The organism is Pseudomonas sp. B6001 (assembly GCF_013386015.1).
In the GTDB taxonomy this organism is placed as follows: Bacteria; Pseudomonadota; Gammaproteobacteria; order Pseudomonadales; family Pseudomonadaceae; genus Aquipseudomonas.
The window spans coordinates 58,784-80,934 of sequence record NZ_JACAOX010000009.1 but is presented as its reverse complement, the minus strand read 5'-3'; the positions used below and the strand labels follow the sequence as shown (position 1 = coordinate 80,934).

At 61.3% G+C, this 22,151-nt stretch carries 20 protein-coding genes; 7 read left to right on the top strand and 13 right to left on the bottom strand.

The annotated features are described in order from the left end of the window. Both HX821_RS11225 and pap read right to left on the bottom strand, forming a co-directional pair. Positions 1-1,185: a thiolase family protein gene (locus HX821_RS11225; protein ID WP_003216747.1), complete on the bottom strand. Its 1,185-nt coding sequence runs from the start codon at positions 1,183-1,185 to the stop codon at positions 1-3. A 102-nt stretch (positions 1,186-1,287) separates the two neighbouring features. Continuing rightward, entirely contained in the window at positions 1,288-2,805 is a 1,518-nt protein-coding gene (gene pap / locus HX821_RS11220; RefSeq protein WP_003216749.1) for a polyphosphate:AMP phosphotransferase, read from the bottom strand. Between the two features lie 141 nt (positions 2,806-2,946). Between pap and mnmC the strand changes: the two genes are divergently transcribed. The 5 genes from mnmC to HX821_RS11195 all read left to right on the top strand — a co-directional run bounded on the left by mnmC (position 2,947) and on the right by HX821_RS11195 (position 10,253). Beyond that, positions 2,947-4,935 carry a bifunctional tRNA (5-methylaminomethyl-2-thiouridine)(34)-methyltransferase MnmD/FAD-dependent 5-carboxymethylaminomethyl-2-thiouridine(34) oxidoreductase MnmC gene (mnmC, locus tag HX821_RS11215; RefSeq protein WP_177035747.1) on the top strand — a complete coding sequence of 663 codons (1,989 nt, stop codon included), beginning with the start codon at positions 2,947-2,949 and terminating at the stop codon, positions 4,933-4,935. 154 nt (positions 4,936-5,089) lie between these two features. Then, positions 5,090-6,862: an N-acetylglutaminylglutamine amidotransferase gene (locus HX821_RS11210; protein WP_177035746.1), complete on the top strand. Its 1,773-nt coding sequence runs from the start codon at positions 5,090-5,092 to the stop codon at positions 6,860-6,862. A 3-nt stretch (positions 6,863-6,865) separates the two neighbouring features. Continuing rightward, positions 6,866-8,611 (top strand): N-acetylglutaminylglutamine synthetase, encoded by a 1,746-nt coding sequence (gene ngg, locus HX821_RS11205; RefSeq protein WP_177035745.1) that lies wholly within the window; start codon positions 6,866-6,868, stop codon positions 8,609-8,611. 170 nt (positions 8,612-8,781) lie between these two features. Beyond that, on the top strand, positions 8,782-9,966 hold the full coding sequence (locus HX821_RS11200) for an osmoprotectant NAGGN system M42 family peptidase (protein ID WP_003216760.1): 1,185 nt from the start codon (positions 8,782-8,784) through the stop codon (positions 9,964-9,966). 59 nt (positions 9,967-10,025) lie between these two features. After that, a complete protein-coding gene (locus HX821_RS11195; RefSeq protein ID WP_003192759.1) occupies positions 10,026-10,253 on the top strand; it encodes a YheU family protein in 228 nt (75 codons plus the stop codon). 3 nt (positions 10,254-10,256) lie between these two features. On the opposite strand, the gene csrA is transcribed toward HX821_RS11195, so the two are convergent. Beyond that, on the bottom strand, positions 10,257-10,466 hold the full coding sequence (gene csrA / locus HX821_RS11190) for a carbon storage regulator CsrA (protein ID WP_008433220.1): 210 nt from the start codon (positions 10,464-10,466) through the stop codon (positions 10,257-10,259). 248 nt (positions 10,467-10,714) lie between these two features. After that, on the bottom strand, positions 10,715-11,536 hold the full coding sequence (locus HX821_RS11185; RefSeq protein ID WP_177028910.1) for an SDR family oxidoreductase: 822 nt from the start codon (positions 11,534-11,536) through the stop codon (positions 10,715-10,717). 328 nt (positions 11,537-11,864) lie between these two features. Here HX821_RS11185 and HX821_RS11180 point away from each other — a divergent pair, with 328 nt between their 5' ends. Then, a complete protein-coding gene (locus HX821_RS11180) occupies positions 11,865-12,017 on the top strand; it encodes a DUF3309 family protein (RefSeq protein ID WP_003216767.1) in 153 nt (50 codons plus the stop codon). A gap of 60 nt (positions 12,018-12,077) precedes the next feature. On the opposite strand, the gene HX821_RS11175 is transcribed toward HX821_RS11180, so the two are convergent. The 5 genes from HX821_RS11175 to HX821_RS11155 all read right to left on the bottom strand — a co-directional run bounded on the left by HX821_RS11175 (position 12,078) and on the right by HX821_RS11155 (position 17,832). Continuing rightward, positions 12,078-14,165: an LTA synthase family protein gene (locus HX821_RS11175; RefSeq protein WP_087692959.1), complete on the bottom strand. Its 2,088-nt coding sequence runs from the start codon at positions 14,163-14,165 to the stop codon at positions 12,078-12,080. A 396-nt stretch (positions 14,166-14,561) separates the two neighbouring features. Next, positions 14,562-14,753 (bottom strand): PLDc N-terminal domain-containing protein, encoded by a 192-nt coding sequence (locus HX821_RS11170; RefSeq protein WP_003172956.1) that lies wholly within the window; start codon positions 14,751-14,753, stop codon positions 14,562-14,564. A gap of 68 nt (positions 14,754-14,821) precedes the next feature. Beyond that, complete coding sequence (locus HX821_RS11165; RefSeq protein ID WP_102605280.1) at positions 14,822-15,352, bottom strand: hypothetical protein; 531 nt, start codon at positions 15,350-15,352, stop codon at positions 14,822-14,824. Positions 15,353-15,393: 41 nt separating this feature from the next. Further along, positions 15,394-15,909 carry an ankyrin repeat domain-containing protein gene (locus HX821_RS11160; protein WP_010176046.1) on the bottom strand — a complete coding sequence of 172 codons (516 nt, stop codon included), beginning with the start codon at positions 15,907-15,909 and terminating at the stop codon, positions 15,394-15,396. Positions 15,910-16,005: 96 nt separating this feature from the next. Continuing rightward, a complete protein-coding gene (locus HX821_RS11155) occupies positions 16,006-17,832 on the bottom strand; it encodes a long-chain-acyl-CoA synthetase (RefSeq protein ID WP_177035744.1) in 1,827 nt (608 codons plus the stop codon). Between the two features lie 398 nt (positions 17,833-18,230). Between HX821_RS11155 and HX821_RS11150 the strand changes: the two genes are divergently transcribed. Next, positions 18,231-18,509 (top strand): DUF3509 domain-containing protein, encoded by a 279-nt coding sequence (locus HX821_RS11150; protein WP_003216777.1) that lies wholly within the window; start codon positions 18,231-18,233, stop codon positions 18,507-18,509. 53 nt (positions 18,510-18,562) lie between these two features. Here HX821_RS11150 and HX821_RS11145 read toward each other — a convergent pair whose 3' ends face one another. From HX821_RS11145 to aroC, 4 genes are all read right to left on the bottom strand, one after another. Beyond that, entirely contained in the window at positions 18,563-18,847 is a 285-nt protein-coding gene (locus HX821_RS11145) for a response regulator transcription factor (RefSeq protein ID WP_003216779.1), read from the bottom strand. A 235-nt stretch (positions 18,848-19,082) separates the two neighbouring features. Continuing rightward, positions 19,083-19,628: an acireductone dioxygenase gene (locus HX821_RS11140; protein ID WP_177028913.1), complete on the bottom strand. Its 546-nt coding sequence runs from the start codon at positions 19,626-19,628 to the stop codon at positions 19,083-19,085. Between the two features lie 28 nt (positions 19,629-19,656). Further along, on the bottom strand, positions 19,657-20,808 hold the full coding sequence (locus HX821_RS11135) for an MFS transporter (RefSeq protein WP_166742190.1): 1,152 nt from the start codon (positions 20,806-20,808) through the stop codon (positions 19,657-19,659). A gap of 148 nt (positions 20,809-20,956) precedes the next feature. Beyond that, on the bottom strand, positions 20,957-22,048 hold the full coding sequence (gene aroC / locus HX821_RS11130; protein ID WP_003213122.1) for a chorismate synthase: 1,092 nt from the start codon (positions 22,046-22,048) through the stop codon (positions 20,957-20,959). Between the last annotated feature and the right edge of the window lie 103 nt (positions 22,049-22,151).

The following is a 22,151-nucleotide window of genomic DNA, read 5'->3' as shown; positions in this document are numbered from 1 at the left end:
TCAGCGTACGGCTTCGAACAAGCCGGTGGCCCCCATGCCGCCGCCCACACACATAGTGACAATGCCGTAACGCAACTTGCGCCGCTGCAACTCACGCACCAGATGCCCCACCTGCCGCGACCCCGTCATCCCAAACGGATGCCCGATGGAAATCGACCCACCGTTGACATTGTACTTGGCGTTATCAATTTCCAGCCGATTACGCGCATAAAGGCACTGCGAGGCAAACGCCTCATTCAACTCCCACAAATCAATATCCGCCACTGCCAGCCCACGGGCCTTGAGCAACTTGGGCACCGAAAACACCGGCCCGATCCCCATCTCATCCGGCTCACACCCCGCCACCGTAAACCCGCGAAAAAACGCCTTGGGCTTAAGCCCCAGTTCCAGCGCTTTTTCCAGGCTCATCACCAGTGTCATGGAAGCCCCATCAGACAACTGCGACGAATTCCCCGCCGTCACCGACCCATCCTCCGCAAACACCGGCTTCAATCCCGCAAGACTGGCCAACGTCGTATCCGGACGATTGCAATCATCCCGATCCACCACCCCCTCCAACACCTGCACCGCGCCAGTGTTCTTGTCCTCAACCTTGTACTTCACCGCCATCGGCACGATTTCATCATCGAACAACCCGTCAGCCTGGGCCTGAGCCGTACGCTGCTGGCTTTGCAGCGCATACAGATCCTGCTCTTCACGACTGACGTGATACCGCCGCGCAACGATTTCCGCCGTCTGCCCCATGGGAAAGTAAATGCCCGGCACCTGCTCCTTGAGCAACGGATTGATCAGGTTATCGGTGTTGACGCTCTTCATGGTCAGGCTGATGGACTCGACCCCACCGGCGACAATGATCTCGCTGCAACCGGAAGCAATCTGGTTGGCGGCGATCGCAATCGCCTGCAACCCCGAGGAACAGAAACGGTTGAGGGTCATGCCCGCCGTACCGGTACCCAGTTGCGACAACACCGCCACATTGCGGCCGATGTTGTAGCCCTGGGCACCTTCGTTGGAACCGGCGCCGACGATGCAGTCCTCGACCGTGGCCGGGTCGATGCCGTTGCGGGTCAGCAACGCGTTCACGCAATGGGCAGCCATGTCATCGGGACGGGTCTGGTTGAACTTGCCGCGAAAGGACTTGGCCAGGCCGGTTCGCACGCTGTCGACGATCACTACTTCACGCATGGGCTACCTCAATTGTTGTGGTTGTTGAGAGATGGATCGAGCATAGATCCCGCCCTCTTCAACCGCGACAATCATTCACCCCGCGTATGCAAAAGCATGGCGTTACTTCTTCTTGTCCTTCTTGTCATGCTTGTCGGTCTTGTCGAACGCTTCCTCCAGCGCCCGGTTGATGGTGCGCAGTACCTTCACCCGCGCCCAGCGCTTGTCGTTGGCTTCAACCAGCGTCCACGGCGCAATCTCGGTGCTGGTGCGGTCCACCATGTCGCCCACCGCCGCCCGGTAGTCGTCCCACTTCTCGCGGTTACGCCAGTCGTCCTCGGTGATCTTGAAGCGTTTGAACGGGATTTCCTCGCGGGCCTGGAACCGCTCCAGCTGCGTCTGCTTGTCGATCGCCAGCCAGAACTTGACCACGATCACCCCGGCGTCGCGCAGTTGCTCTTCGAAGTCGTTGATCTCGCCGTAGGCGCGCATCCAGTCCGTCGGCGTGCAGAAGCCTTCGATGCGTTCCACCAGCACCCGGCCATACCAGGAGCGGTCGAACACGGTGAACATGCCCCGCGCGGGAATCTTCTGCCAGAAACGCCACAGGTAAGGCTGGGCGCGCTCGTCTTCACTGGGCGCGGCAATCGGCACGATGTGGTACTGCCGGGGATCGAGGGCTGCCGCCACACGCCGGATGGCCCCGCCCTTGCCCGCCGCGTCGTTGCCTTCAAACACCGTCACCAACGCGTGCTTGCGCATGCGTTTGTCGCGCATCAGCCCGGAGAACCGCGCCTGCTCGGTAATCAGTTGTTCTTCGTAATCGTCCTTTTCAAGGCTCAGGGTCATGTCCAGGCTGTTCAGCAGGCTCATCTGGTCAACCGCCGATGGCAGCGGCGCCGGGTTCATGCCGCTGGCTTTACCCTTGGGCACTTTCAAGGCGTTTTGCAGGCCTTCGAGCAGGATCTTGCCGACGGTCAGCCCGCGGTAGTGCGCATCGACACCCTCGATCACATACCAAGGCGCATAGTCACGGCTGGTGCGGCGCAGGATCCGCTCACCAAAATGCACAAACTTGTCGTAGGTCTTTGACTGCTGCCAGTCCAGCGGGCTGATGCGCCAGCTGTGCAGCGGGTCGTCCTGCAAGGCTTTGAGCCGGGATTTCATTTGCTTCTTGGAGAGGTGGAACCAGAACTTGAAGATCAGCGCACCTTCATCACACAGCATCTTTTCCAGGCGCTCGGCCCCGGCGATGGCCTGATCCAGCCGCGCGTCCTTGATCTCGCCATGGACGCGACTCTGCAGCATCTGGCTGTACCAGTTACCAAAAAAGATCCCCATGCGGCCTTTCGCCGGAAGCTGGCGCCAGTAGCGCCAGGCCGGTGGGCGGGCCAGTTCTTCGTCGGTCTGCTGGTCGAAGGTGCGCACCTCGATCAGGCGCGGGTCCATCCATTCATTCAGCAATTTGACGGTTTCACCCTTGCCCGCACCTTCGATGCCATTGATCAGGATGATCACCGGGAAGCGCTTCTGCTGTTGCAGTTCGTACTGCACTTCCAGCAAGGCTTCACGCAGGGCCGGCACTTCGGCGTCGTAGGTGTCTTTGTCGATGGCGTGACCGATTTCGGCAGATTCGAACATGGGCGGCTCCGTTCCAGAAGTGATCAAGACTAGCGGATTGGGCAACAACACGTGGCAGGAAATTCCACAGCGGCTTGCCATGGATCAATGACAACCCTGTTGATCAGCTAGAATGGCCGCCTTGCCTTTGCCGAGCCGCTCATGAACCCCGTATCCCACGCCCAGCTTGACTGGGATGACCAAGGTCGCCCGCACTCGCGGGTCTTCGATGACGTGTACTTCTCGGACAAGTCGGGCCTTGAAGAAACCCGCTACGTGTTCCTCGAACAGAACCGTTTGCAGGAACGCTTTGCGGCGCTGCCGATGGGCGGGCGCTTGGTGATTGGTGAGACGGGCTTCGGCACCGGCCTGAATTTTTTGTGCGCCTGGCAGTTGTTTGATCAACACGCGGTGGCGGGTGCACGCCTGCATTTTGTCAGCGTGGAAAAGTACCCGCTGAGCCACGCCGACCTGCAGCGCGCCCTCGCCCTCTGGCCGGAACTGGCACCGTTCGCCGAGCAGCTGTTGGCGCAATACATCGCGATTCACCAAGGCTTCCAGCGGCTGGTACTGGATAACGGTCGAGTCACCCTGACGTTGCTGATCGGCGACGCCCTGGAGCAATTGCCGCAGCTGGACGCGCAGGTCGACGCCTGGTTCCTCGACGGTTTCGCCCCGGCCAAGAACCCCGACATGTGGACTGCCGATCTGTTCGCCGAACTGGCGCGGCTGGCGGCGCCGGGCTCGACCATCAGCACCTTTACCAGCACCGGCTGGGTACGGCGGTTGATCAACGCCGCCGGGTTCAAGATGAAGCGCACCCCCGGCATCGGCCACAAGTGGGAAATCCTGCGGGGTGAGTTTCTCGGCTGGCCCGCTGAAACGCCTGCGCCTGCCGCGGCAAAACCCTGGTTTGCGCGCCCGCCTGCCGTTTCCGGTGAACGCCATGCACTGGTCATCGGTGGTGGCCTGGCCGGTTGCGCCACGGCGGCCAGCCTGGCGGCACGGGGCTGGCGGGTCAGCTTGCTGGAACGCCATGCAGCGCTCGCCCAGGAAGCCTCCGGCAACCCACAAGGGGTGTTGTACCTCAAGCTTTCCGCCCATGGCACGGCACTTTCGCAGTTGATTCTCAGCGGTTTCGGCCACACGCGGCGCCTGCTGGAACACCTGCAACGTGGCGTGGACTGGGATGGCTGCGGCGTGCTGCAACTGGCCTTCAACGCCAAGGAAGCCGAGCGCCAGGCACAACTGGCCGGCGCTTTTGCCCAGGACCTGTTGCACCTGCTGGATAAAGAGCAGGCACAGGTGCGCGCCGGGATAACGCTGGAGCACGGCGGCTTGTTCTTCCCCGAGGGCGGCTGGGTTCACCCGCCGGCGCTGTGCGAATGGCAAGCCAGGCACCCGCTGATCGAAGTGCTCCAGCACCACGACGCCCTTGAGCTCAAGCAGGTCGACGGTCAGTGGCAGGCGTTGCAGGGCGATACGGTTCTGGCTCAAGCCAGTGTGGTCGTGCTGGCCGGCGCCGCCGAGATCAAGCGGTTTTCCTTCAGCGCTGACTTGCCCCTCAAGCGCATCCGCGGGCAAATCACCCGCCTGCCGCAAACGGCGCAAAGCCAGGCGTTGGCCACAGTGGTGTGCGCCGAGGGCTACGTCGCCCCGCCACGCCTGGGCGAGCACACCCTCGGTGCCAGTTTCGACTTCAAGAGCGATGACCTTACGCCCACGGTGGCCGAGCACGCGGGCAATCTGCAGATGCTGCGGGAAATCTCCCTCGATTTGCTGCAACGCCTGGGCGCCGACAGCCTGGCACCCGAACAGCTCGAAGGCCGCGCCGCTTTCCGTTGCACCAGCCCGGACTACCTGCCGATCGTCGGACCGCTGGCGCAGCGAGAGGCGTTTGATCACACCTACGCCGCCCTCGGTAAAGACGCCCGGCAGGTCCCTGATGCGCCGTGCCCGTGGTTGCACGGCGTGTATATCAACAGTGGCCATGGCTCACGGGGGCTGGTCACCGCGCCACTCTGCGCAGAGCTGCTGGCCGCCTGGCTCGACAATGAGCCCCTGCCGCTGCCGCGCAATGTCAGCGAAGCCTGTCACCCCAATCGGTTCGCGCTGCGTGCCCTGATCCGCGGTAACCCAGGCAAATCCTGACGGCCATGACGGGCTCGCAACCCGTCAAGGCTCTTTGCCTTATAACGTATTGTTCTAAAACTCCCACAATTTACCCGGGTCAGTCTCTGGGTACCCGCCGTTTTGGCGGGCTGCATTTCTATCCCTCCCCAACGGAAAAACCGGTAAGGAATTTATGTGCGGATTAGCTGGAGAGTTACGTTTCGATCACCAACCTGCCGACCTGGCAGCGGTGGAACGAATCACCCATCACTTGGCGCCACGCGGTCCTGACGCGTGGGGCTTTCATGCCCAGGGGCCGATTGCCCTGGGCCATCGACGCCTGAAAATCATGGACCTGTCGGATGGCTCCGCCCAACCGATGGTCGACGCCCAGCTGGGCCTGTCCCTGGCGTTCAACGGCGCGATCTATAACTTCCCGGAATTGCGTGAAGAGCTGGAAGCCCTGGGCTACGCCTTCTTTTCCGGTGGCGACACCGAAGTGCTGCTCAAGGGCTACCACGCCTGGGGCGAAGCGCTGCTGCCCAAGCTCAACGGGATGTTCGCCTTCGCCATCTGGGAGCGCGATGCCCAGCGCCTGTTTATCGCCCGTGACCGCCTCGGCGTGAAGCCGCTGTACCTGTCGCGCACCGGCCAGCGCCTGCGTTTTGCCTCGGCCTTGCCGGCGCTGCTCAAGGGTGGCGATATCAACCCGATCCTCGATCCGGTGGCGCTCAATCACTACCTGAACTTCCACGCCGTGGTGCCGGCGCCGCGCACCCTGCTGGCGGGCATTGAAAAACTGCCGCCCGCCTCCTGGATGCGCATCGACGCCGATGGCAAGACTGAACAGAAAACCTGGTGGACCCTGCCCTACGGCCCCCACGCTGATGAAGCCAACCTGACCCTGGAAGACTGGACCGACCGCGTGCTCGACAGCACCCGCGAAGCCGTGGCGATTCGTCAGCGGGCGGCGGTGGATGTGGGCGTGCTGCTTTCCGGCGGTGTCGATTCCAGCATGCTGGTGGGCCTGTTGCGGGAAGTCGGCGTGCAGGACCTGTCGACCTTCTCCATCGGTTTCGAAGACGCGGGCGGCGAGCGCGGCGACGAGTTCCAGTATTCGGACTTGATCGCCAAGCATTACGGCACCCGTCACCACCAACTGCGTATCGCCGAAAGCGAAATCATCGAGCAGTTGCCGGCGGCGTTCCGTGCCATGAGCGAGCCGATGGTCAGTCATGACTGCATCGCCTTCTACCTGCTGTCCCGGGAAGTGGCCAAGCATTGCAAGGTGGTGCAAAGCGGCCAGGGCGCCGATGAACTGTTCGCCGGTTACCACTGGTACCCGCAGGTGGATGGCGCAAGCGACCCGTACGCGGCCTACCGCGACGCATTTTTCGACCGCAGCTACGACGACTATGCCGCTACCGTCGCGCCGAAATGGTTGACCGCGAATGACGCCGCCGGTGACTTCGTGCGCGAGCATTTCGCCCAGCCCGGCGCCGATGCGGCGGTGGACAAAGCCCTGCGCCTGGACAGCACCGTGATGCTGGTGGATGACCCGGTCAAGCGCGTCGACAACATGACCATGGCCTGGGGCCTGGAAGCGCGCACGCCGTTTCTCGACTATCGCCTGGTAGAACTGTCGGCCCGCGTGCCGGGCAAATTCAAATTGCCGGACGGCGGCAAACAAGTGCTCAAGGAAGCGGCGCGCCGGGTGATCCCGAGCGAGGTCATCGACCGCAAGAAAGGCTACTTCCCGGTGCCCGGCCTCAAGCATTTGCAGGGTGACACCTTGAACTGGGTGCGTGAGCTGCTGCTGGACCCAAGCCAGGACCGCGGCCTGTTCAACCCGGCCATGCTCGACCGCCTGCTCACCGATCCCCAAGGCCAACTGACCCCGTTGCGCGGCTCCAAGCTGTGGCAACTGGCGGCGCTGAACCTGTGGCTCAGCGAACAAGGAATCTGATTCATGAAACCTCATGCCACGGCTTACAGCCAACGCTTGCTGCGAGGCCAGGCGCCCTCCTACGAGCGCCTGCAAGCCCGCTTCGCCGAAGACGGCAGCGAACTGGACCCCACGCCGATTGCCGTGCATTGCGGTTGGGGCCGGCTGTTGATCGGCCACACCTTCCCGGACCCGGCGAGCCTGGCCCTGGAGTTGCTCAACGAGCAGCCCGGCGAGCGGGATATCGCGCTGTATGTGGCGGCGCCGCAGCAGATCCTCGGGATTGATCCCCAGCAGTTGTTTCTCGACCCGTCCGATACCCTGCGCCTGTGGTTCACCGACTATCGCCCGGCAACCCGGGTGTTTCGCGGGTTCCGGATTCGCCGGGTACAAACCGAGGCGGACTGGCAGGCGGTGAACCAGCTGTACCAGGGGCGCGGCATGTTGCCGGTGGACCCGGCGCTGCTCACGCCACGCCATCAAGGCGGCCCGGTGTATTGGCTGGCCGAGGACGAAGACAGCGGCGCGGTGATCGGCAGCGTGATGGGCCTGAACCACCAGAAGGCCTTTCACGATCCGGAGAACGGCTGCAGCCTCTGGTGCCTGGCGGTCGACCCGCAATGCACCCGCCCCGGGGTGGGTGAAGTGCTGGTGCGCCACTTGATCGAACACTTCATGAGCCGTGGCCTGAGCTACCTCGACCTGTCGGTGCTGCACGACAACCGCCAGGCAAAAAGTCTCTACGCCAAGCTTGGCTTTCGCGCGCTGACCACCTTCGCCATCAAGCGCAAGAACGGGATCAACCAGCCGCTGTTCCTCGGCCCTGGCCCGCAGGCGGAGTTCAATCCCTATGCGCGGATCATTGTCGAGGAAGCCCATCGGCGCGGGATTGACGTGCAGGTGGACGATGCCGATGCCGGCTTGTTTACCCTGAGCCACGGTGGCCGCCGGGTGCGCTGCCGCGAATCCCTCAGCGACCTGACCAGCGCCATCAGCATGACTTTGTGCCAGGACAAGAGCCTGACCCACAAGGCACTCAAGGCTGCAGGCTTGAAGCTGCCGGAGCAGCAGTTGGCCGGCAGTGCCGACGACAACCTGGAGTTTCTCGACGAGCACCAGCGTATTGTGGTCAAGCCGCTGGATGGCGAACAAGGCCAGGGTGTGGCGGTGGATTTGCAGAGCATTGAAGACGTGCAAAAAGCCATTGAGGCGGCCCGCCAATTCGACACCCGTGTACTGCTGGAAAGCTTCCACGAAGGCCTCGACCTGCGCATTCTGGTGATCGGCTTTGAAGTGGTTGCCGCCGCCATTCGCCGCCCGGCGGAAGTCACCGGCGATGGTCAGCATTCCATTGGCGCGTTGATCGAAGCCCAGAGCCGCCGACGCCAGGCCGCCACCGATGGCGAAAGCAAAATCCCCCTGGACCATGAAACCCAACGCACCCTGCAGGCGGCCGGCTACGACTACAACAGCATCCTGCCCCGTGGCGAACGCCTGGCGGTGCGGCGTACCGCCAACCTGCACACCGGCGGTTGCCTGGAAGACGTCACCGCCATCCTCCACCCGACCCTGGTGGACGCCGCCGTGCGCGCCGCCCGTGCCCTCGACATTCCCATGGTGGGCCTGGACCTGATGGTGCCGGCCGCCGACCAACCGGACTACGTGTTTATCGAAGCCAACGAACGGGCCGGGCTGGCCAACCATGAACCGCAGCCGACGGCTGAAAAGTTCGTGGACCTGTTGTTCCCGCATAGCCAACCGACGGCTTGAGAAAGGTGTTGCCTTGACTGGCGCTTTCGCGAGCAAGCCCGCTCCCACAGGGGAATGCATTCCAAATGTGGGAGCGGGCTTGCTCGCGAAGACGCCGGTACAGCCAACACAATCTCTGAGGCGCCCCTTTCATCGAAACCATCGATGCCCTCAACTCATCAGGAGTTTCCATGACCCGAACCATCCCCGAACCGGATCTCGCTTACCTGCAAAAAGTGCTGCTGGAAATGCTCGCCATTCCCAGCCCCACCGGGTTTACCGACACCATCGTGCGCTACGTCGCCGAGCGCCTTGAAGAACTGGGCATTCCCTTTGAAATGACCCGGCGCGGCACCATCCGCGCCACCCTCAAGGGCCAGAAAAACAGCCCCGACCGCGCCGTTTCCGCGCACCTGGACACCATCGGCGCCGCCGTGCGGGCGATCAAGGACAATGGCCGCCTGACCCTCGCGCCGGTCGGCTGCTGGTCCAGCCGTTTTGCCGAAGGCAGCCGCGTCAGCCTGTTCACCGATAACGGCGTGATCCGTGGCAGCGTGTTGCCGTTGATGGCCTCCGGTCACGCGTTCAATACGGCCGTGGATGAAATGCCCATCAGTTGGGACCACATCGAACTGCGCCTGGATGCCTACTGCGCCACCCGCGCCGACTGTGACTCCCTGGGTATCAGCGTCGGCGATTTCGTCGCCTTCGACCCGCTGCCGGAGTTCACCGAGAGCGGGCATATCAGCGCCCGCCACCTGGACGATAAAGCCGGGGTTGCCGCGCTGCTGGCGGCGCTCAAGGCGATTGTCGACAGCGGCCAGCCGCTGCTGATCGACTGCCATCCGCTGTTCACCATCACCGAAGAAACCGGCAGTGGTGCGGCGGCGGCATTGCCGTGGGATGTGAGTGAGTTCGTCGGCATCGACATTGCGCCGGTGGCCCACGAACAGCACTCCAGCGAGCACGCGGTGAGTGTGGCGATGCAGGATTCCGGCGGGCCGTATGACTATCACCTGTCCCGCCACCTGCTGCGCCTGGCGGCGGAAAATGAGCTACCGGTGCGTCGCGACCTGTTTCGCTACTACTTCAGCGACGCGCATTCGGCGGTAACCGCTGGCCATGACATTCGCACCGCGCTGCTGGCGTTTGGTTGCGATGCCACCCACGGCTATGAGCGCACGCACATCGACAGCCTCGCCGCGCTGAGTCGCCTGCTGGGCGCGTACATCCTCAGCCCGCCGGTGTTCGCCAGCGATGCACAGCCGGCCAAGGGCTCCCTCGACCGGTTCAGTCACCAGATCGAACACGACACACAAATGGAGAGTGATACCCGCGTGCCGTCGGTGGACAGCCTGGTGGGCCAAAAAACCTGAGACTGGCAACTCGGATCCCGGCGCAGTAGCATCGCCGGGATTCCCTAGCCGAGGCTTGTATGCTGATTCCCTACGATGCACTTGAAGTCGACACCCTGACACGCCTCATCGAAGACTTCGTGACCCGCGACGGCACCGACAATGGTGACGACACGCCCCTGGAAACACGGGTGCTGCGGGTACGCCAGGCGCTGACCAAGGGCCAGGCGCTGATTGTTTTCGACCCCGAGAGCGAGCAGTGCCAGTTGATGCTCAAGCACGATGTGCCCAAGCACCTGTTCGACTGAGACTCAAGGATTGGGCACAGGCACTGGATGGGTGTTGGCCTGCTGCCCGTGGCGACTGAGGATCTTCTGATAGACCTCCGCCCGGTGCACATTGACCCCCACCGGCGCTTCCACACCCAGCTTCACTTGGGTGCCGTTCACTTCCAGAATGCGCAAGGTGATCTGGTCACCCACCGAAATTATTTCACCTACCGCGCGGCTTAATACCAGCATGGGGTTCGTCCTTTTTAAGTTACCGAACCCCGACCATGCGCTCCCTGCCTGGCACCATCAATGGCCTTCAGGTTAAACAGGCATGCCTTACACATCAGGGTAAATTACCCTACAGACAGGCAGTGAATAATCTCGAATTACACCCAAGAACCAAACGATATGTTCAAATTTGCAGGCGCTCTCTGTGGCGAGGGAGCTTGCTCCCTCGCCACAACAAGCCCTCGCCACATCAGGTGCTCACCTGAAATTCAACCTTTTACCGCCTGCGACTGAGCTTTCGCCCGCATCTTGTCTGCCATCACGGTCATCTCGTCATACAGCAGTTGCGGGTTCTTCTGTTTCAATGCCCAGGCCATGCGCCCCTGCTCGTGGGGCAGGATCATGAATTGCCCTTGCGCCACTTGCTGGTAGATGTAGTCGGCGATTTCTGCGGCGGTGATCGGCGAGCTTTCCAGCAGCTTGCCCACCTGGGCTTTCATCGCCGGCGTCGGCCCGCGGAACGAGTCCAGCAGGTTCGTCTGGAAGAAGGATGGGCACACCACATGCACGCCGACTTCCTGTTGCTTGAGTTCCACCAGCAGGCTTTCCGAAAGTGCCACCACGCCGGCCTTGGCCACGTTGTAGTTGCTCATGGCCGGGCCCTGCATCAGGGCGGCCATGGACGCGATGTTGATGATGCGGCCCTTGCTCTTTTCCAGCAGCGGCAGGAAGGCCTTGCAGCCCTTGACCACGCCCATCAGGTTGATCGCGATCTGCCAGTCCCAGTCTTCCAGGGACAGTTCGCTGAAGAACCCGCCCGATGCGACACCGGCGTTGTTGACGATCACGTCGATGCCACCGAACTTTTCCTCACAGGCCTGTGCGAACGCGGTGAGCTGGCTGTAGTCGCGCACGTCGCAGCGCTGGGTGAAACCGTCACCGCCGGCCTGGCGTACAAGCTTGAGGGTTTCTTGCAGGCCCGCTTCGCTGACGTCCGACAAGGCCAGCTGCCAACCCTCACGGGCCCAGCGCAGAGCGATTTCGCGACCCAGGCCAGAACCGGCGCCGGTGATCATCATGCGATTTTGCATAGGAAAGTAGCCTTGTGGTTCACGGAAGAAGTGAGCCGCAGTGTAGCGAAGGTTTTTCCCGCACCCACGCACCATCAGACTGCTGAATGCCCCAGGCAAACCGTGGGCCGGGTCGGATAGCGGGAAACCCGCCAAGTTCCATTTATTTGAACTAAGGACAGTTATTTGCAACGGGGTTAAAGGAAATAAGCAAGTTAGCGAAAAGCTTTAAAAAAACACGGAATTTTCTGCCAAACACATGGGTCGGAGTTATTAAGGCGTCCGTATCAGTTGTCGGGCCTATCCGTTAATAACAGGTCTTTTCAGAAGACAATAAGGAAAACAAAACATGAGCCTCATTCTTATCATTATTCTGATCCTCCTGCTGGTCGGCGGTCTTCCAGTGTTCCCTCACTCACGCAATTGGGGTTACGGGCCATCGGGTATTCTCGGTACTGTGTTGGTAGTGCTGTTGATTCTGTTGTTGCTCGGCAAGATATAACGCGTTCCAGCGTGCAAAAAAAAGAGGCCTTGAAAGGCCTCTTTTTTTATGCGCGGGTGTTTAGTCCGGCTTGCCGTCCACTACACCGGCGGTGTTGTCCAGCAGGCTCTTGGTAGCGGTCTGCAGGAACGATTCGAGCTTCTGCTTCAACGCAGCCTCGTCCGGCGACTCTGGAATCACTTTCCCGGTCGGGTTGGCGCCCAGTTCGTATTCCCACAACTTCGGCGGCATTTCCTTGGGCAGTACCAGCACCCGGTCACCGGTGAGCAAGGCGACGGTCTGGTCGCTGCCCGACGGCTTGATCACGCCAAAGCCCTTGTCACCTTCCGGCAGGTTGAGCAGGTCACGGCCCCAGCACTGGTGCAGGGTGTCACCGCCCAGGCGGCCCATGATGGTCGGCACGATGTCGATCTGGGTGCCCACGGTGTGGTCACGCTCGCCGAACTTCTCCTGCATGCCCGGTGCGATCATCAGCATCGGCACGTTGAAGCGGCCCAGGTCCATCTCGGTGATCTGCTGCTCGTTGCCGAAGCCGTGGTCGCCCACGATCACGAACAGGGTTTCCTTGAAGTACGGCTCCTTGCGGGCCTTTTCAAAGAACTGGCCCAAGGCCCAGTCGGAGTAACGCATGGCCGTCAAATGCTCGTTGAGGCTGCCACGGTCGGTGACCTTCTCGACCGGCAATGGCGTCGGCAACGCGTACGGCGTGTGGTTGGACAGGGTTTGCAGCAGCGCATAGAACGGCTTGCCGCCTTCACGTGCCTTCAACTCTTCCAGGCCACGGCTGAACATGTCCTGGTCGGACACGCCCCAGGTTGGATCCGAGAACACCGGGTTGACGAAGTCATTACGCCCGATGAAGTTGGTCATGCCCTGGTTGCTGAAGAAGCCCGACTGGTTGTCCCAGGCGAAATCGCCGTTGTAGACGTACACGTCGTCAAACTTGCGGGCGCTGAGCAACTGCGGCAGGCCCGACAGCTTGTGGCTGCCTTCCGGGGTCTGCATCAGGTATTCGAAACCCGGCAGGTTCGGGAAGCAGGCCATGGTGGCGAACATACCCTGGTGGGTGTGGGTGCCGTTGGAGAAGAAGCGGTCGAACAGCAGGCCTTCCTTGGACAGTTTGTCGAAGTACGGCGTGATATTGCCCGGGCGGCCCAGGGCGCCCACCGAGTGACCGGCGAAGCTTTCCATCAGGATAACCACGACGTTCTTGATCGGCAGGGTCTTCTCGGCCGGCGGCGTGAAGTCACGGCGTACCGCGGCGGTGTCGGTGTCGACCAGTTTCTCGCTCGGCAATACCAGCATGTCGCGCACGGTCTGGGTGGCCAGCGGCTGCTCCAGGGTGGCTTTCCAGATGTTCGAACGCTCCTCGGAGAAGCGCGATTTCGCCGCCGCAATCAGCGACAAGGTACCGTTGAGGCCCAACTGGTTGGCGAAGTTCGAGTCGGTGGTGTACACGTCGCCCCAACGCAGTGGCGGGCCCTGGCGCAGGGTGCCACGGATGGCGACCACGGCGACCAGCAGGCAGACCACGAACACCGCGATGCGCGTGTACCACGGCGCTACCTGGCGAGTGCCGATGCTGCCACCGCTGAACGGGCCGCGTGGGCGCGTTGCACGGTCGGCGCCTTTGAAGGCGATGCTCAGGATCAGCGTACCCACGGCCCAGGCCAGCAGGTAGCGCACCACCGGGAAACCGTACCAGAGCATGCTCATCACGGTTTTCGGGTCTTCCTTCACGTACTGGAAGACCAGGCCGTTGAGGCGCTGGTGGAACTCGCGGTAGAAGTCCATTTCCATCAGGCCCAGGAACAGCGCGATGCTGGACGCGACCGTCAGCCACAAGCGGAAGAACCCGCGCGCCGCCATGGCCCGTACGCTGAACAACGCCAGCAGCAGCGGCACCAGCACGTACATCACCAGGCGGATATCCAGGCGCAGGCCGTTGGCGAACGCTTCAAGGAAAGTCGAGGCCGGTGTGTCGAGGATCATCTCGCGGTTGTAGACCAGCAGCGCCAGGCGCAGCAGGGAGAACATCACCATCATGATCAAGGCACAAAGCAGCGTGTACGCCAGATGGGATTTGACGGTCGGTTGCAGCAAGCGATTAGAAGCTCGCTGCTGATTCAGGGCGTCCGGGTTTGCCATGTCGTTTTAGGACCCATTGGAAGTTTAAGTTGCGAATGAATACAGCGGCGCCCCGCCCTCGCCCAGGCAGGCTGGGGTAGACGGTGAACGCAATGGCGCAAATGGTGCCCGATCAACGCCGGCAACGCCATTGATTACTCAATCCGGCCAGTGTTTGAGACTCGTCTTAGAGCATCCGGCAGGAAAAATAGCCGGCGAATTGTCTTGGATGGAATGTGAAAATTCTGTGCAGCGAATATCTCGAAACACAATAACGGGCGTACGGAAACAGATGTGGGAGCGGGCTTGCTCGCGAATACGGTAAATCAGTCGATACATCAGGTGACTGTTACACCGTATTCGCGAGCAAGCCCGCTCCCACACTTACTGTGCCCGCTCTGGATAGCGTTGTTTGGATCAGATCCGCACGTTACCGCGCGGCCCGGCGATCGCCCAGATGATCAAGCCCAGTACCGGCAGCAGCAGGATCAACAGGATCCACAACACTTTGGCGCCGGTACTCGCGCCGCTTTTGAACACGTTGATGATCGCCCAGATATCCAGCGCGAGGATGATCAACCCGATCAGACCATTAAAAGTGGAACCCATGGTGTCGCTCCTAAGTGAGGGCTTGCCTGCTTAGGATAGTCAGCCGTGGCCGGGGGTTCCGTTTTATTTCAGACGTGTACCGCAACCCGCAGGGCTTCCAGCGATGGTTCGCCCTTTATGCCGGTTTCGGCACACAACTCCAGCACCCGTGGCACGTCGTTGCCGTAGACCAGCACAGCCTGGATCTCGTCGTCCAGCAATTGGCTGAAGTTCATCAGCACGTAGCCGCCGTTCTCCGGGTTGAGGGCGCTCATCTGGATCTGGATGCGGTTCAGCGCGGTCAGGGCTTCGGTCTTGGCCAGTTGCTTGGGCTTGAGGTTGAACGCCACGCCGGGGCCAAAGGAGGCGACGATCTGGGCGAACAGGTCCTGGTAAGTGTCGGCCTGGAACAGCACGGTGTCAGGCAGGCTGCCGACGACGATCCACTCACCCAGGGGAATCGGGAAAGTGTCGTCGTAGTTGATGTCGGGGTTGGCGGCCAGGAAAGCGTCGGGATCGGCGTAGGCCTGGGCCGCTTCGTCAGCCACCTTGGCGATCTCGGGTTCGCTCATGCAGCCGGAGCTGATTTTGCTGATGAGTTCGACGAGTGCGGTTTTCATGGGGTGGTCCTGTGGCGGGGCTGATTTTGAGGGCGCAAAGCCTACACCAGTTTTTGCAACTGCGCCGCCGTATCCACCGCCCCCATGGTCTGCGCGGCTGCCAGCGCGGTCACGCCCTGGGCATCGGTGGCCTTGGGATTGGCGCCCTGGCTGATCAGGTAGTCCACCATTTCGGTACGGTTGAACATCGCCGCCATCATCAAGGCGGTGCGACCATCAGAGGATGCGCCTTCGACCAACGCTCCGCCTTCGATCAATGCCTTGACCACCGGCAGGTTGCCCTTGAACGCCGCGCCGGCAATCGGCAGCTGGTTCTTGTCGTTGGCAATCTGGGGGTCGGCCTTGAATTCCAGCAGCACTTTCACCGCGTCCACATGACCATGGTAGGCCGACAGCATCAACAGCGTATCGCCATTGTGGTTACGCAGGTTCGGCGGCAAGCCCTTGGCCAGCAACGCAGCCAGCATCGCGGCATCGCCCTTGCGCGCCACGTCGAACACCTGCTCGGCAAATTCGGCGGCTTCGTCTTCGGTCATTTGTTTGGCTTGGTCTGACATGTGGGGCTCCTTGTCTGGTGTTTCATAAGGCGCCCAGTCTCGCGATGGAGTTCCCCACTGTCATGCCTTTTTTCCCAAAAGCGGCGATAGGCAGAATCAATAACGGAACTTGCCCGCCTGGATATCCGCCAACAGTTGCCCGGTGACCGGCACATAACTGTCCGACCCAGGCAGCCAGGCAAAGATCGGATCATCACCGGCCTTGCCCGGGTCGAACGCTTCCTCCTTGAGTTTCACCTTCTGGTATTTGAAGGTGCCCGTGGTTTCCATCTTCACCTTGATCCGCAGGAACAACGGCACCGCATACGCGGGCAATTGCCCGTGGGCGAAGGTCAGCAACTCGCGCATGTCCAGGGAAGCCAGGGATTCGGCAGGCGTAATGGCCGCCATGCCCGCGCGGCCGTTGGTGTTTTCAATCTCCACGCCGTAGGCCACCACTTCGGAGATCTGCGGGTGCTGCAGGAAGATGTTCTCGACTTCGGTGGTGGAAACGTTTTCACCTTTCCAGCGGTAGGTGTCCCCCAGCCGGTCAACGAATTGGGCGTGGCCGAAGCCGATATTGCGCAACAGGTCGCCGGTGTTGAAATAACGGTCGCCCTTCTCGAACACGTCGCTGAGCACCACCTTGCGGTTCTTCTCGGGGTCGGTGTAGCCGTCGAACGGTGCCTTGTCATCGATCCTGGCCAGCAGCAGCCCCTGGCCCCCCTTGGGCACTTCGCGCATGAAACCGTCGGCGCCGCGAATCGGCTCACAGCTGTCATGGGCGTAGTCCACCAGTGCCCAGTGCATCAGGGAAAAGCCGATGGTGTTGTCGAAGTTCAGCACATTGGTGAAGCCGATGTTGCCGTCACTGGCGGCGTACAGCTCGCAGATATGATCAACGCCAAAGCGCTGCTTGAACTCAGCCCAAACCCCAGGGCGCAGGCCGTTGCCGATCATCTTCGTCACACGGTTATCACGGTCCTGCTCGCTCGCGGGCTGGTCGATCAGGTAGCGGCACAGCTCGCCGACATAACCCAGGGTGGTCGCATTGAATTTGCGCACATCGTCCCAGAACTGGCTGGCGCTGAACTTGCGGCGAATCGCGAACCCCGACGCCCCGGCAATCGCTGACCCCCAGCACACGCACAGGCCAGTGGCGTGATACAGCGGCAAGGTGCAATAGACGACATCCTCGGGCCCCATATCCAGGGCGATGGTGCCGAAACTGGCCGAGGACTTCATCCAGCGGCCGTGTTTGAAAATGCCGGCCTTGGGCAAGCCGGTGGTGCCGGAGGTGTAGATATAGAAGCAAGGGTCGTTGAAAAAAATCTGCTGGGTGCTGGCGGGGTTTTCCACCGGGCAGTCGGCGCTGGCAGCCATCAGGTCGACGTAATCCGGCGGCACATGGCTGTGCTGCTGATCGGCAATAAACCAGGTTTTATCCGCCTCGATGGCCACCTGGCTGCGCACGGCCTCGTAGGCCCCTACCAACTCGGCACCCACCACAATGGCCGCCGGCGTCACCAGGTTGAGGCTGTGAACCAGTGCGGTCTGGGTTTGCGAGGTATTGAGCATCGCGCAAATGCCGCCCACCTTGGCCACGGCCAGTACGCTGAGCAACAACTCGGGGCGGTTCTCGATAAACAACGCCACCACGTCGCCCTTGCCGATCCCCTGCTGCTGCAGGTAGTGAGCCATGCGGTTGGCCTGCTGGTTGGCCTGGCGGTAGCTCAGCACCGTGTCGCCATACAGCAGCGCGGCGCCGTCGGGGTTGCGTTGGGTGGCTTGTTCAAAGGTCCAGCCCAGGCCGCACGGCTGGTCGGGATCGGTGATGTTGGCAACGCGGATTCCGCGCACCAGGCGCGGCAGTGCACGGACAATGGTGGGCACCTTACGCAGCATCATGCCCCAGGTGATCATGTCACTTGGCGGGTGGTTCATGGCGGGAACGTCCTTTTTCTTATTGTTCGTATGACCCTCAAGGCACCCATCGCACTGTAAGACCCGCGCCGAATGCCTTGCAGGAAAATACGCCAGCCGTTCTTCGGCTGTACACGCAGGATTTGAAAAGTTTTGTATCCCGAAAGGAAAAGGAATTTAGCGCACCGCCAGGTGGTCACTATGGAAGACCTGCCTTGCGTGCCAGCTGTGAAACACTTGGCAAAACCCCGCAAAATGCAGGATGCACGATGGCCATTCATGCAAATTGCACGAAACTGGAAATCTTAAAATTTTATAACTGATTGATTTATAACGATTTTTTAAGATAGTCAGTACTGGCACAATCACTGCACCTATCACTCCACGCTGCAAAACATGAGCTAACGGAGCTGATAGACATGAGCCTGATCCAAGATAAATTTTCTTCTGTGTTCTCCAATTTCGACGTCACCACCCAGGCGCGTCCTGATGGCGGCATCCTGCTGACCTTGCGTAACAGCGAAGGCAAGCAGATCAAACGTTCGATCTCTTATCAGCAACTGCACACGGCCGACCAACTGACGTGGGTCATCAGCGCCATTCGCCGCGACCTGGCTGAACAAGCCAGCGACCTGCCACAGATTTCGATGCTGCAAAGCCAGAACCGCTTTGCCCTGCCGACCTACCATTCGGCTTGACCGTCATGCAGGACCCGAACAGGTCGTGGTGCCGTTGCGCACCACGGCCTTTTTTATTTGCACAATCCCTGTTTCACCGCCTCGTTCACGGCCTGGACCCGGTTAGTCACCTGCAACTTGCCGTAGATGTTGCGCAGGTGAAACTTCACCGTGGCCTGGGAGATGGAGCGAATCCTGCTGATTTCCCACACCGTCTTGCCCTCGACCGCCCAATGCAGGATTTCCCGTTCCTTTGGGGTCAGGGGTTTACCCGACAACATCGCACGCGCCTTGCGGTTGGCAACCGGCGCGCTGTCCGTTTGCGTGGACGGTTGTTCCTGTGGCTCCGAACCGCTCATGCAGGCCTCTCTCTTCATATAGGTCTTGTAACGCCCGAAGTCGGATTACTCCTATTGACAGGCAAATAAATATTGAGACCAGAGAGAGTTACACAAAGAGTGGAAGTAACAAGTAAGGTCAACGATAAACAGCTGTTACCCACAAACTTTAAAGTTTATTCCTACAGCGATTTCCAACCTGAAGGAATTGAAGTTAAAAAAATGCCCCCTGTTCAGGAGGCATTGCCGGACGAACTTAGTCATCAAGCCGGGGAAAACCCTCGGCGATCGCGTCGCCGGTCAGCATGACCGCCAGCCCTTCAGGGTCACTGAACAGGCGGATCGCCACAAAGTGCGGGTTCTCCCCCATATCAAACCAGTGCGGGATGCCGCTCGGCACCAAGATCAGGTCGTTTTTCTCGCAGAACACCGCGTACACATAATCTTCGATGTGCAAGGTAAACAGCCCACGACCCGCTACGAAAAAACGCACGTGGTCTTGGGCCATGCGGTGTTCGTCGAGTCGCTCGGCGCGCAATTGGGCTTTCTGCGGGTGATCGTTGCTGACGCGGAGCACATCAACGGTGGTGTAGCCGCGCTCGGTCATCAGCTTGTCGATGGGCGCCTGGTAGGCGGCGATAATCTCAACCTCGCTGGCCCCGGGCTCAAGTCGGGTAGCCGCCTGCCAGCGATCGAACCCCACACCCAGCTCGGCCAGGGTCGAGGCGATATCGTCCTGGTGAGTCAGGACCTTGTTCGGGGTGTCGGGGGTGCAGATGTGGTAAACCGCGAGATAGCTCATCAAACTCTTCCTCTGTCACGGGAGCCGCTCATGGCCGCTCCTCTTGCAATCGAATGCCAATGATTAGGGCGGCGGCCAGGGCCGCGACGCTGGCAATGCTGAAGGTCAGGGTCGGCCCCAGCAGGTTCCAGCTGTAACCTGAATAGAGTGCGCCCAGCGCACCGCCGGTACCGGCCAGTGCCGCATACAGTGCCTGGCCCTGCCCTTGCTGGCGAGCACCAAAGCTGCGTTGCACGAACTGGATGGCCGCCGCGTGGAAGCTGCCGAAGGTCGCCGCGTGCATCACCTGCGCCAGCAACAGCACCCAGAAGAATTCGGCAAACGAGCCCAGCAGCAACCAGCGCAGTGCGGCCAGCAGGAAACTCGCCATCAATACCCGGCGTACCGAAAAGCGCGTGAGAATCCGGCTCATGGCCAGGAACATCAAGACTTCCGCCACCACGCCCAGCGCCCACAACATGCCGATCACGCCACGGCTGTAACCGAGGTGTTCAAGGTGCAGGGTGAGGAAGGTGTAGTACGGACCATGGCTCATCTGCATCAGCGCCACACACGCATAGAACGCCAGCACGCCGGGGCTGCGCAGTTGCCGCAAAAAGCCGTCACCGGCCAGGCGATTCCCCTGGCTCAGGGGCTGCGCATTCGGCACCCAGAGGCTGGCGCCGATGATGCCGGCCATGATCACCACGACCACCACCGGGTAGATATCCAGGCTCAGCCAGTCGAACAAGCGGCCCATGATCACCACGGTGAGGATAAAACCGATGGAGCCCCACAACCGCACCTGGCTGTAGCGCGAGGTCTGGCCTTGCAGGTGCGCGAGGGTGATGACTTCAAACTGCGGCAGGACCGCGTGCCAGAAGAACGCGTGCAAGGCCATCACCAGCGCCAGCCAGGCGTAAGTCTTGCTGACAAAGATCAACGAGAAACTCACCAGGGTGCACACCGCGCCAAAGCGCACGATGGCCAGGCGCCGGCCGGTGTAATCCCCCAGCCAGCCCCACAGGTTGGGTGCCACGCAGCGCATCAGCATGGGGATGGCCACCAGCTCGCCGATGCGCGCGCTGGAGAACCCAAGGTGATCGAAGTACAACGCCAGGAACGGCGCCGTCGCCCCCAGCAGGGCGAAATAGAACAGGTAGAAGCTGGAGAGTCGCCAGTATGGAAGGGCTTGCGTCAGCATAAGTGACTTGTGGCGAGCGAGCCTGCTCGCGCTGGGGCGAGAAGCTCCCCCACTAGAAGCGCCGCAGTTCTCCAGGTCCTACCGGGTTGCAGGCTTTGGGGCCGCTGCGCAGCCCAGCGCGAGCAAGCTCGCTCGCCACACACGGTCACAGCTGGCCCAATACCGGAGTACTGACTTTTACGTCGGCGTTTTGCCCACGATGGCGCAGCAGGTGGTCCATCAACACGATGGCCATCATCGCTTCGGCAATCGGCGTGGCGCGGATGCCGACGCAAGGGTCGTGACGGCCCTTGGTGATCACGTCCACCGGGTTGCCGTGCACATCGATCGAACGGCCTGGCGTGGTGATGCTGGACGTCGGCTTGAGGGCCAGGTGCGCAACGATCGGCTGGCCGGAGGAAATGCCGCCGAGAATGCCGCCGGCGTTGTTGCTGAGGAAACCTTCCGGGGTCAGCTCGTCACGGTGCTCGGTGCCACGCTGGGCCACACAATCGAACCCGGCGCCGATTTCCACGCCCTTGACCGCGTTGATGCTCATCAGCGCGTGGGCCAGTTCGGCATCGAGGCGGTCGAAGATCGGCTCGCCCAGGCCCGGCATCACGCCTTCGGCAACCACGGTGATCTTGGCGCCGACGGAATCCTGGTCGCGGCGCAACTGGTCCATATAGGCTTCCAGCTCCGGCACTTTGTCCGGGTCTGGGCAGAAAAAGGCGTTGTCTTCGACGCTGTCCCAGGTCTTGAACGGGATTTCGATCGGGCCCAGCTGGCTCATGTAGCCGCGGATCACGATGCCCTGGGTCGCCAGGAACTTCTTCGCAATCGCACCGGCCGCCACGCGCATCGCGGTTTCCCGCGCCGAGCTGCGGCCACCGCCACGGTAGTCGCGCTCGCCGTATTTGTGGTGGTAGGTGTAGTCGGCGTGGGCCGGGCGGAACAGGTCCTTGATCGCCGAGTAGTCCTTGGACTTCTGGTCGGTGTTGCGAATCAGCAGGCCGATGGCGCAGCCGGTGGTGCGGCCTTCGAACACGCCGGAGAGGATTTCGACTTCGTCGGCTTCCTGGCGCTGGGTGGTGTGGCGGCTGGTGCCGGGCTTGCGGCGGTCGAGGTCACGCTGCAGGTCTTCCAGGGACAACTCGAGGCCCGGCGGGCAGCCGTCGACAATGGCGACCAACGCCGGGCCATGGCTTTCGCCCGCGGTGGTAACAGTGAACAGCTTGCCGTAGGTATTGCCGGACATGCAGGGCGCTCCGTGAAATCAGTTGAATCAAGTCAACCGTAATAACTTAAGGCGGCCAGTATACGCAGGCTAACCGACTAGTTCATCCTCGAAACCTTACCGG

Bases quoted from the DNA above. Each gene is read 5' to 3' on its own strand.
- HX821_RS11225 (WP_003216747.1), bottom strand. From the start codon at position 1,185: ATGCGTGAAGTAGTGATCGTCGACAGCGTGCGAACCGGCCTGGCCAAG.
- pap (WP_003216749.1), bottom strand. From the start codon at position 2,805: ATGTTCGAATCTGCCGAAATCGGTCACGCCATCGACAAAGACACCTAC.
- mnmC (WP_177035747.1), top strand. From the start codon at position 2,947: ATGAACCCCGTATCCCACGCCCAGCTTGACTGGGATGACCAAGGTCGC.
- HX821_RS11210 (WP_177035746.1), top strand. From the start codon at position 5,090: ATGTGCGGATTAGCTGGAGAGTTACGTTTCGATCACCAACCTGCCGAC.
- ngg (WP_177035745.1), top strand. From the start codon at position 6,866: ATGAAACCTCATGCCACGGCTTACAGCCAACGCTTGCTGCGAGGCCAG.
- HX821_RS11200 (WP_003216760.1), top strand. From the start codon at position 8,782: ATGACCCGAACCATCCCCGAACCGGATCTCGCTTACCTGCAAAAAGTG.
- HX821_RS11195 (WP_003192759.1), top strand. From the start codon at position 10,026: ATGCTGATTCCCTACGATGCACTTGAAGTCGACACCCTGACACGCCTC.
- csrA (WP_008433220.1), bottom strand. From the start codon at position 10,466: ATGCTGGTATTAAGCCGCGCGGTAGGTGAAATAATTTCGGTGGGTGAC.
- HX821_RS11185 (WP_177028910.1), bottom strand. From the start codon at position 11,536: ATGCAAAATCGCATGATGATCACCGGCGCCGGTTCTGGCCTGGGTCGC.
- HX821_RS11180 (WP_003216767.1), top strand. From the start codon at position 11,865: ATGAGCCTCATTCTTATCATTATTCTGATCCTCCTGCTGGTCGGCGGT.
- HX821_RS11175 (WP_087692959.1), bottom strand. From the start codon at position 14,165: ATGGCAAACCCGGACGCCCTGAATCAGCAGCGAGCTTCTAATCGCTTG.
- HX821_RS11170 (WP_003172956.1), bottom strand. From the start codon at position 14,753: ATGGGTTCCACTTTTAATGGTCTGATCGGGTTGATCATCCTCGCGCTG.
- HX821_RS11165 (WP_102605280.1), bottom strand. From the start codon at position 15,352: ATGAAAACCGCACTCGTCGAACTCATCAGCAAAATCAGCTCCGGCTGC.
- HX821_RS11160 (WP_010176046.1), bottom strand. From the start codon at position 15,909: ATGTCAGACCAAGCCAAACAAATGACCGAAGACGAAGCCGCCGAATTT.
- HX821_RS11155 (WP_177035744.1), bottom strand. From the start codon at position 17,832: ATGAACCACCCGCCAAGTGACATGATCACCTGGGGCATGATGCTGCGT.
- HX821_RS11150 (WP_003216777.1), top strand. From the start codon at position 18,231: ATGAGCCTGATCCAAGATAAATTTTCTTCTGTGTTCTCCAATTTCGAC.
- HX821_RS11145 (WP_003216779.1), bottom strand. From the start codon at position 18,847: ATGAGCGGTTCGGAGCCACAGGAACAACCGTCCACGCAAACGGACAGC.
- HX821_RS11140 (WP_177028913.1), bottom strand. From the start codon at position 19,628: ATGAGCTATCTCGCGGTTTACCACATCTGCACCCCCGACACCCCGAAC.
- aroC (WP_003213122.1), bottom strand. From the start codon at position 22,048: ATGTCCGGCAATACCTACGGCAAGCTGTTCACTGTTACCACCGCGGGC.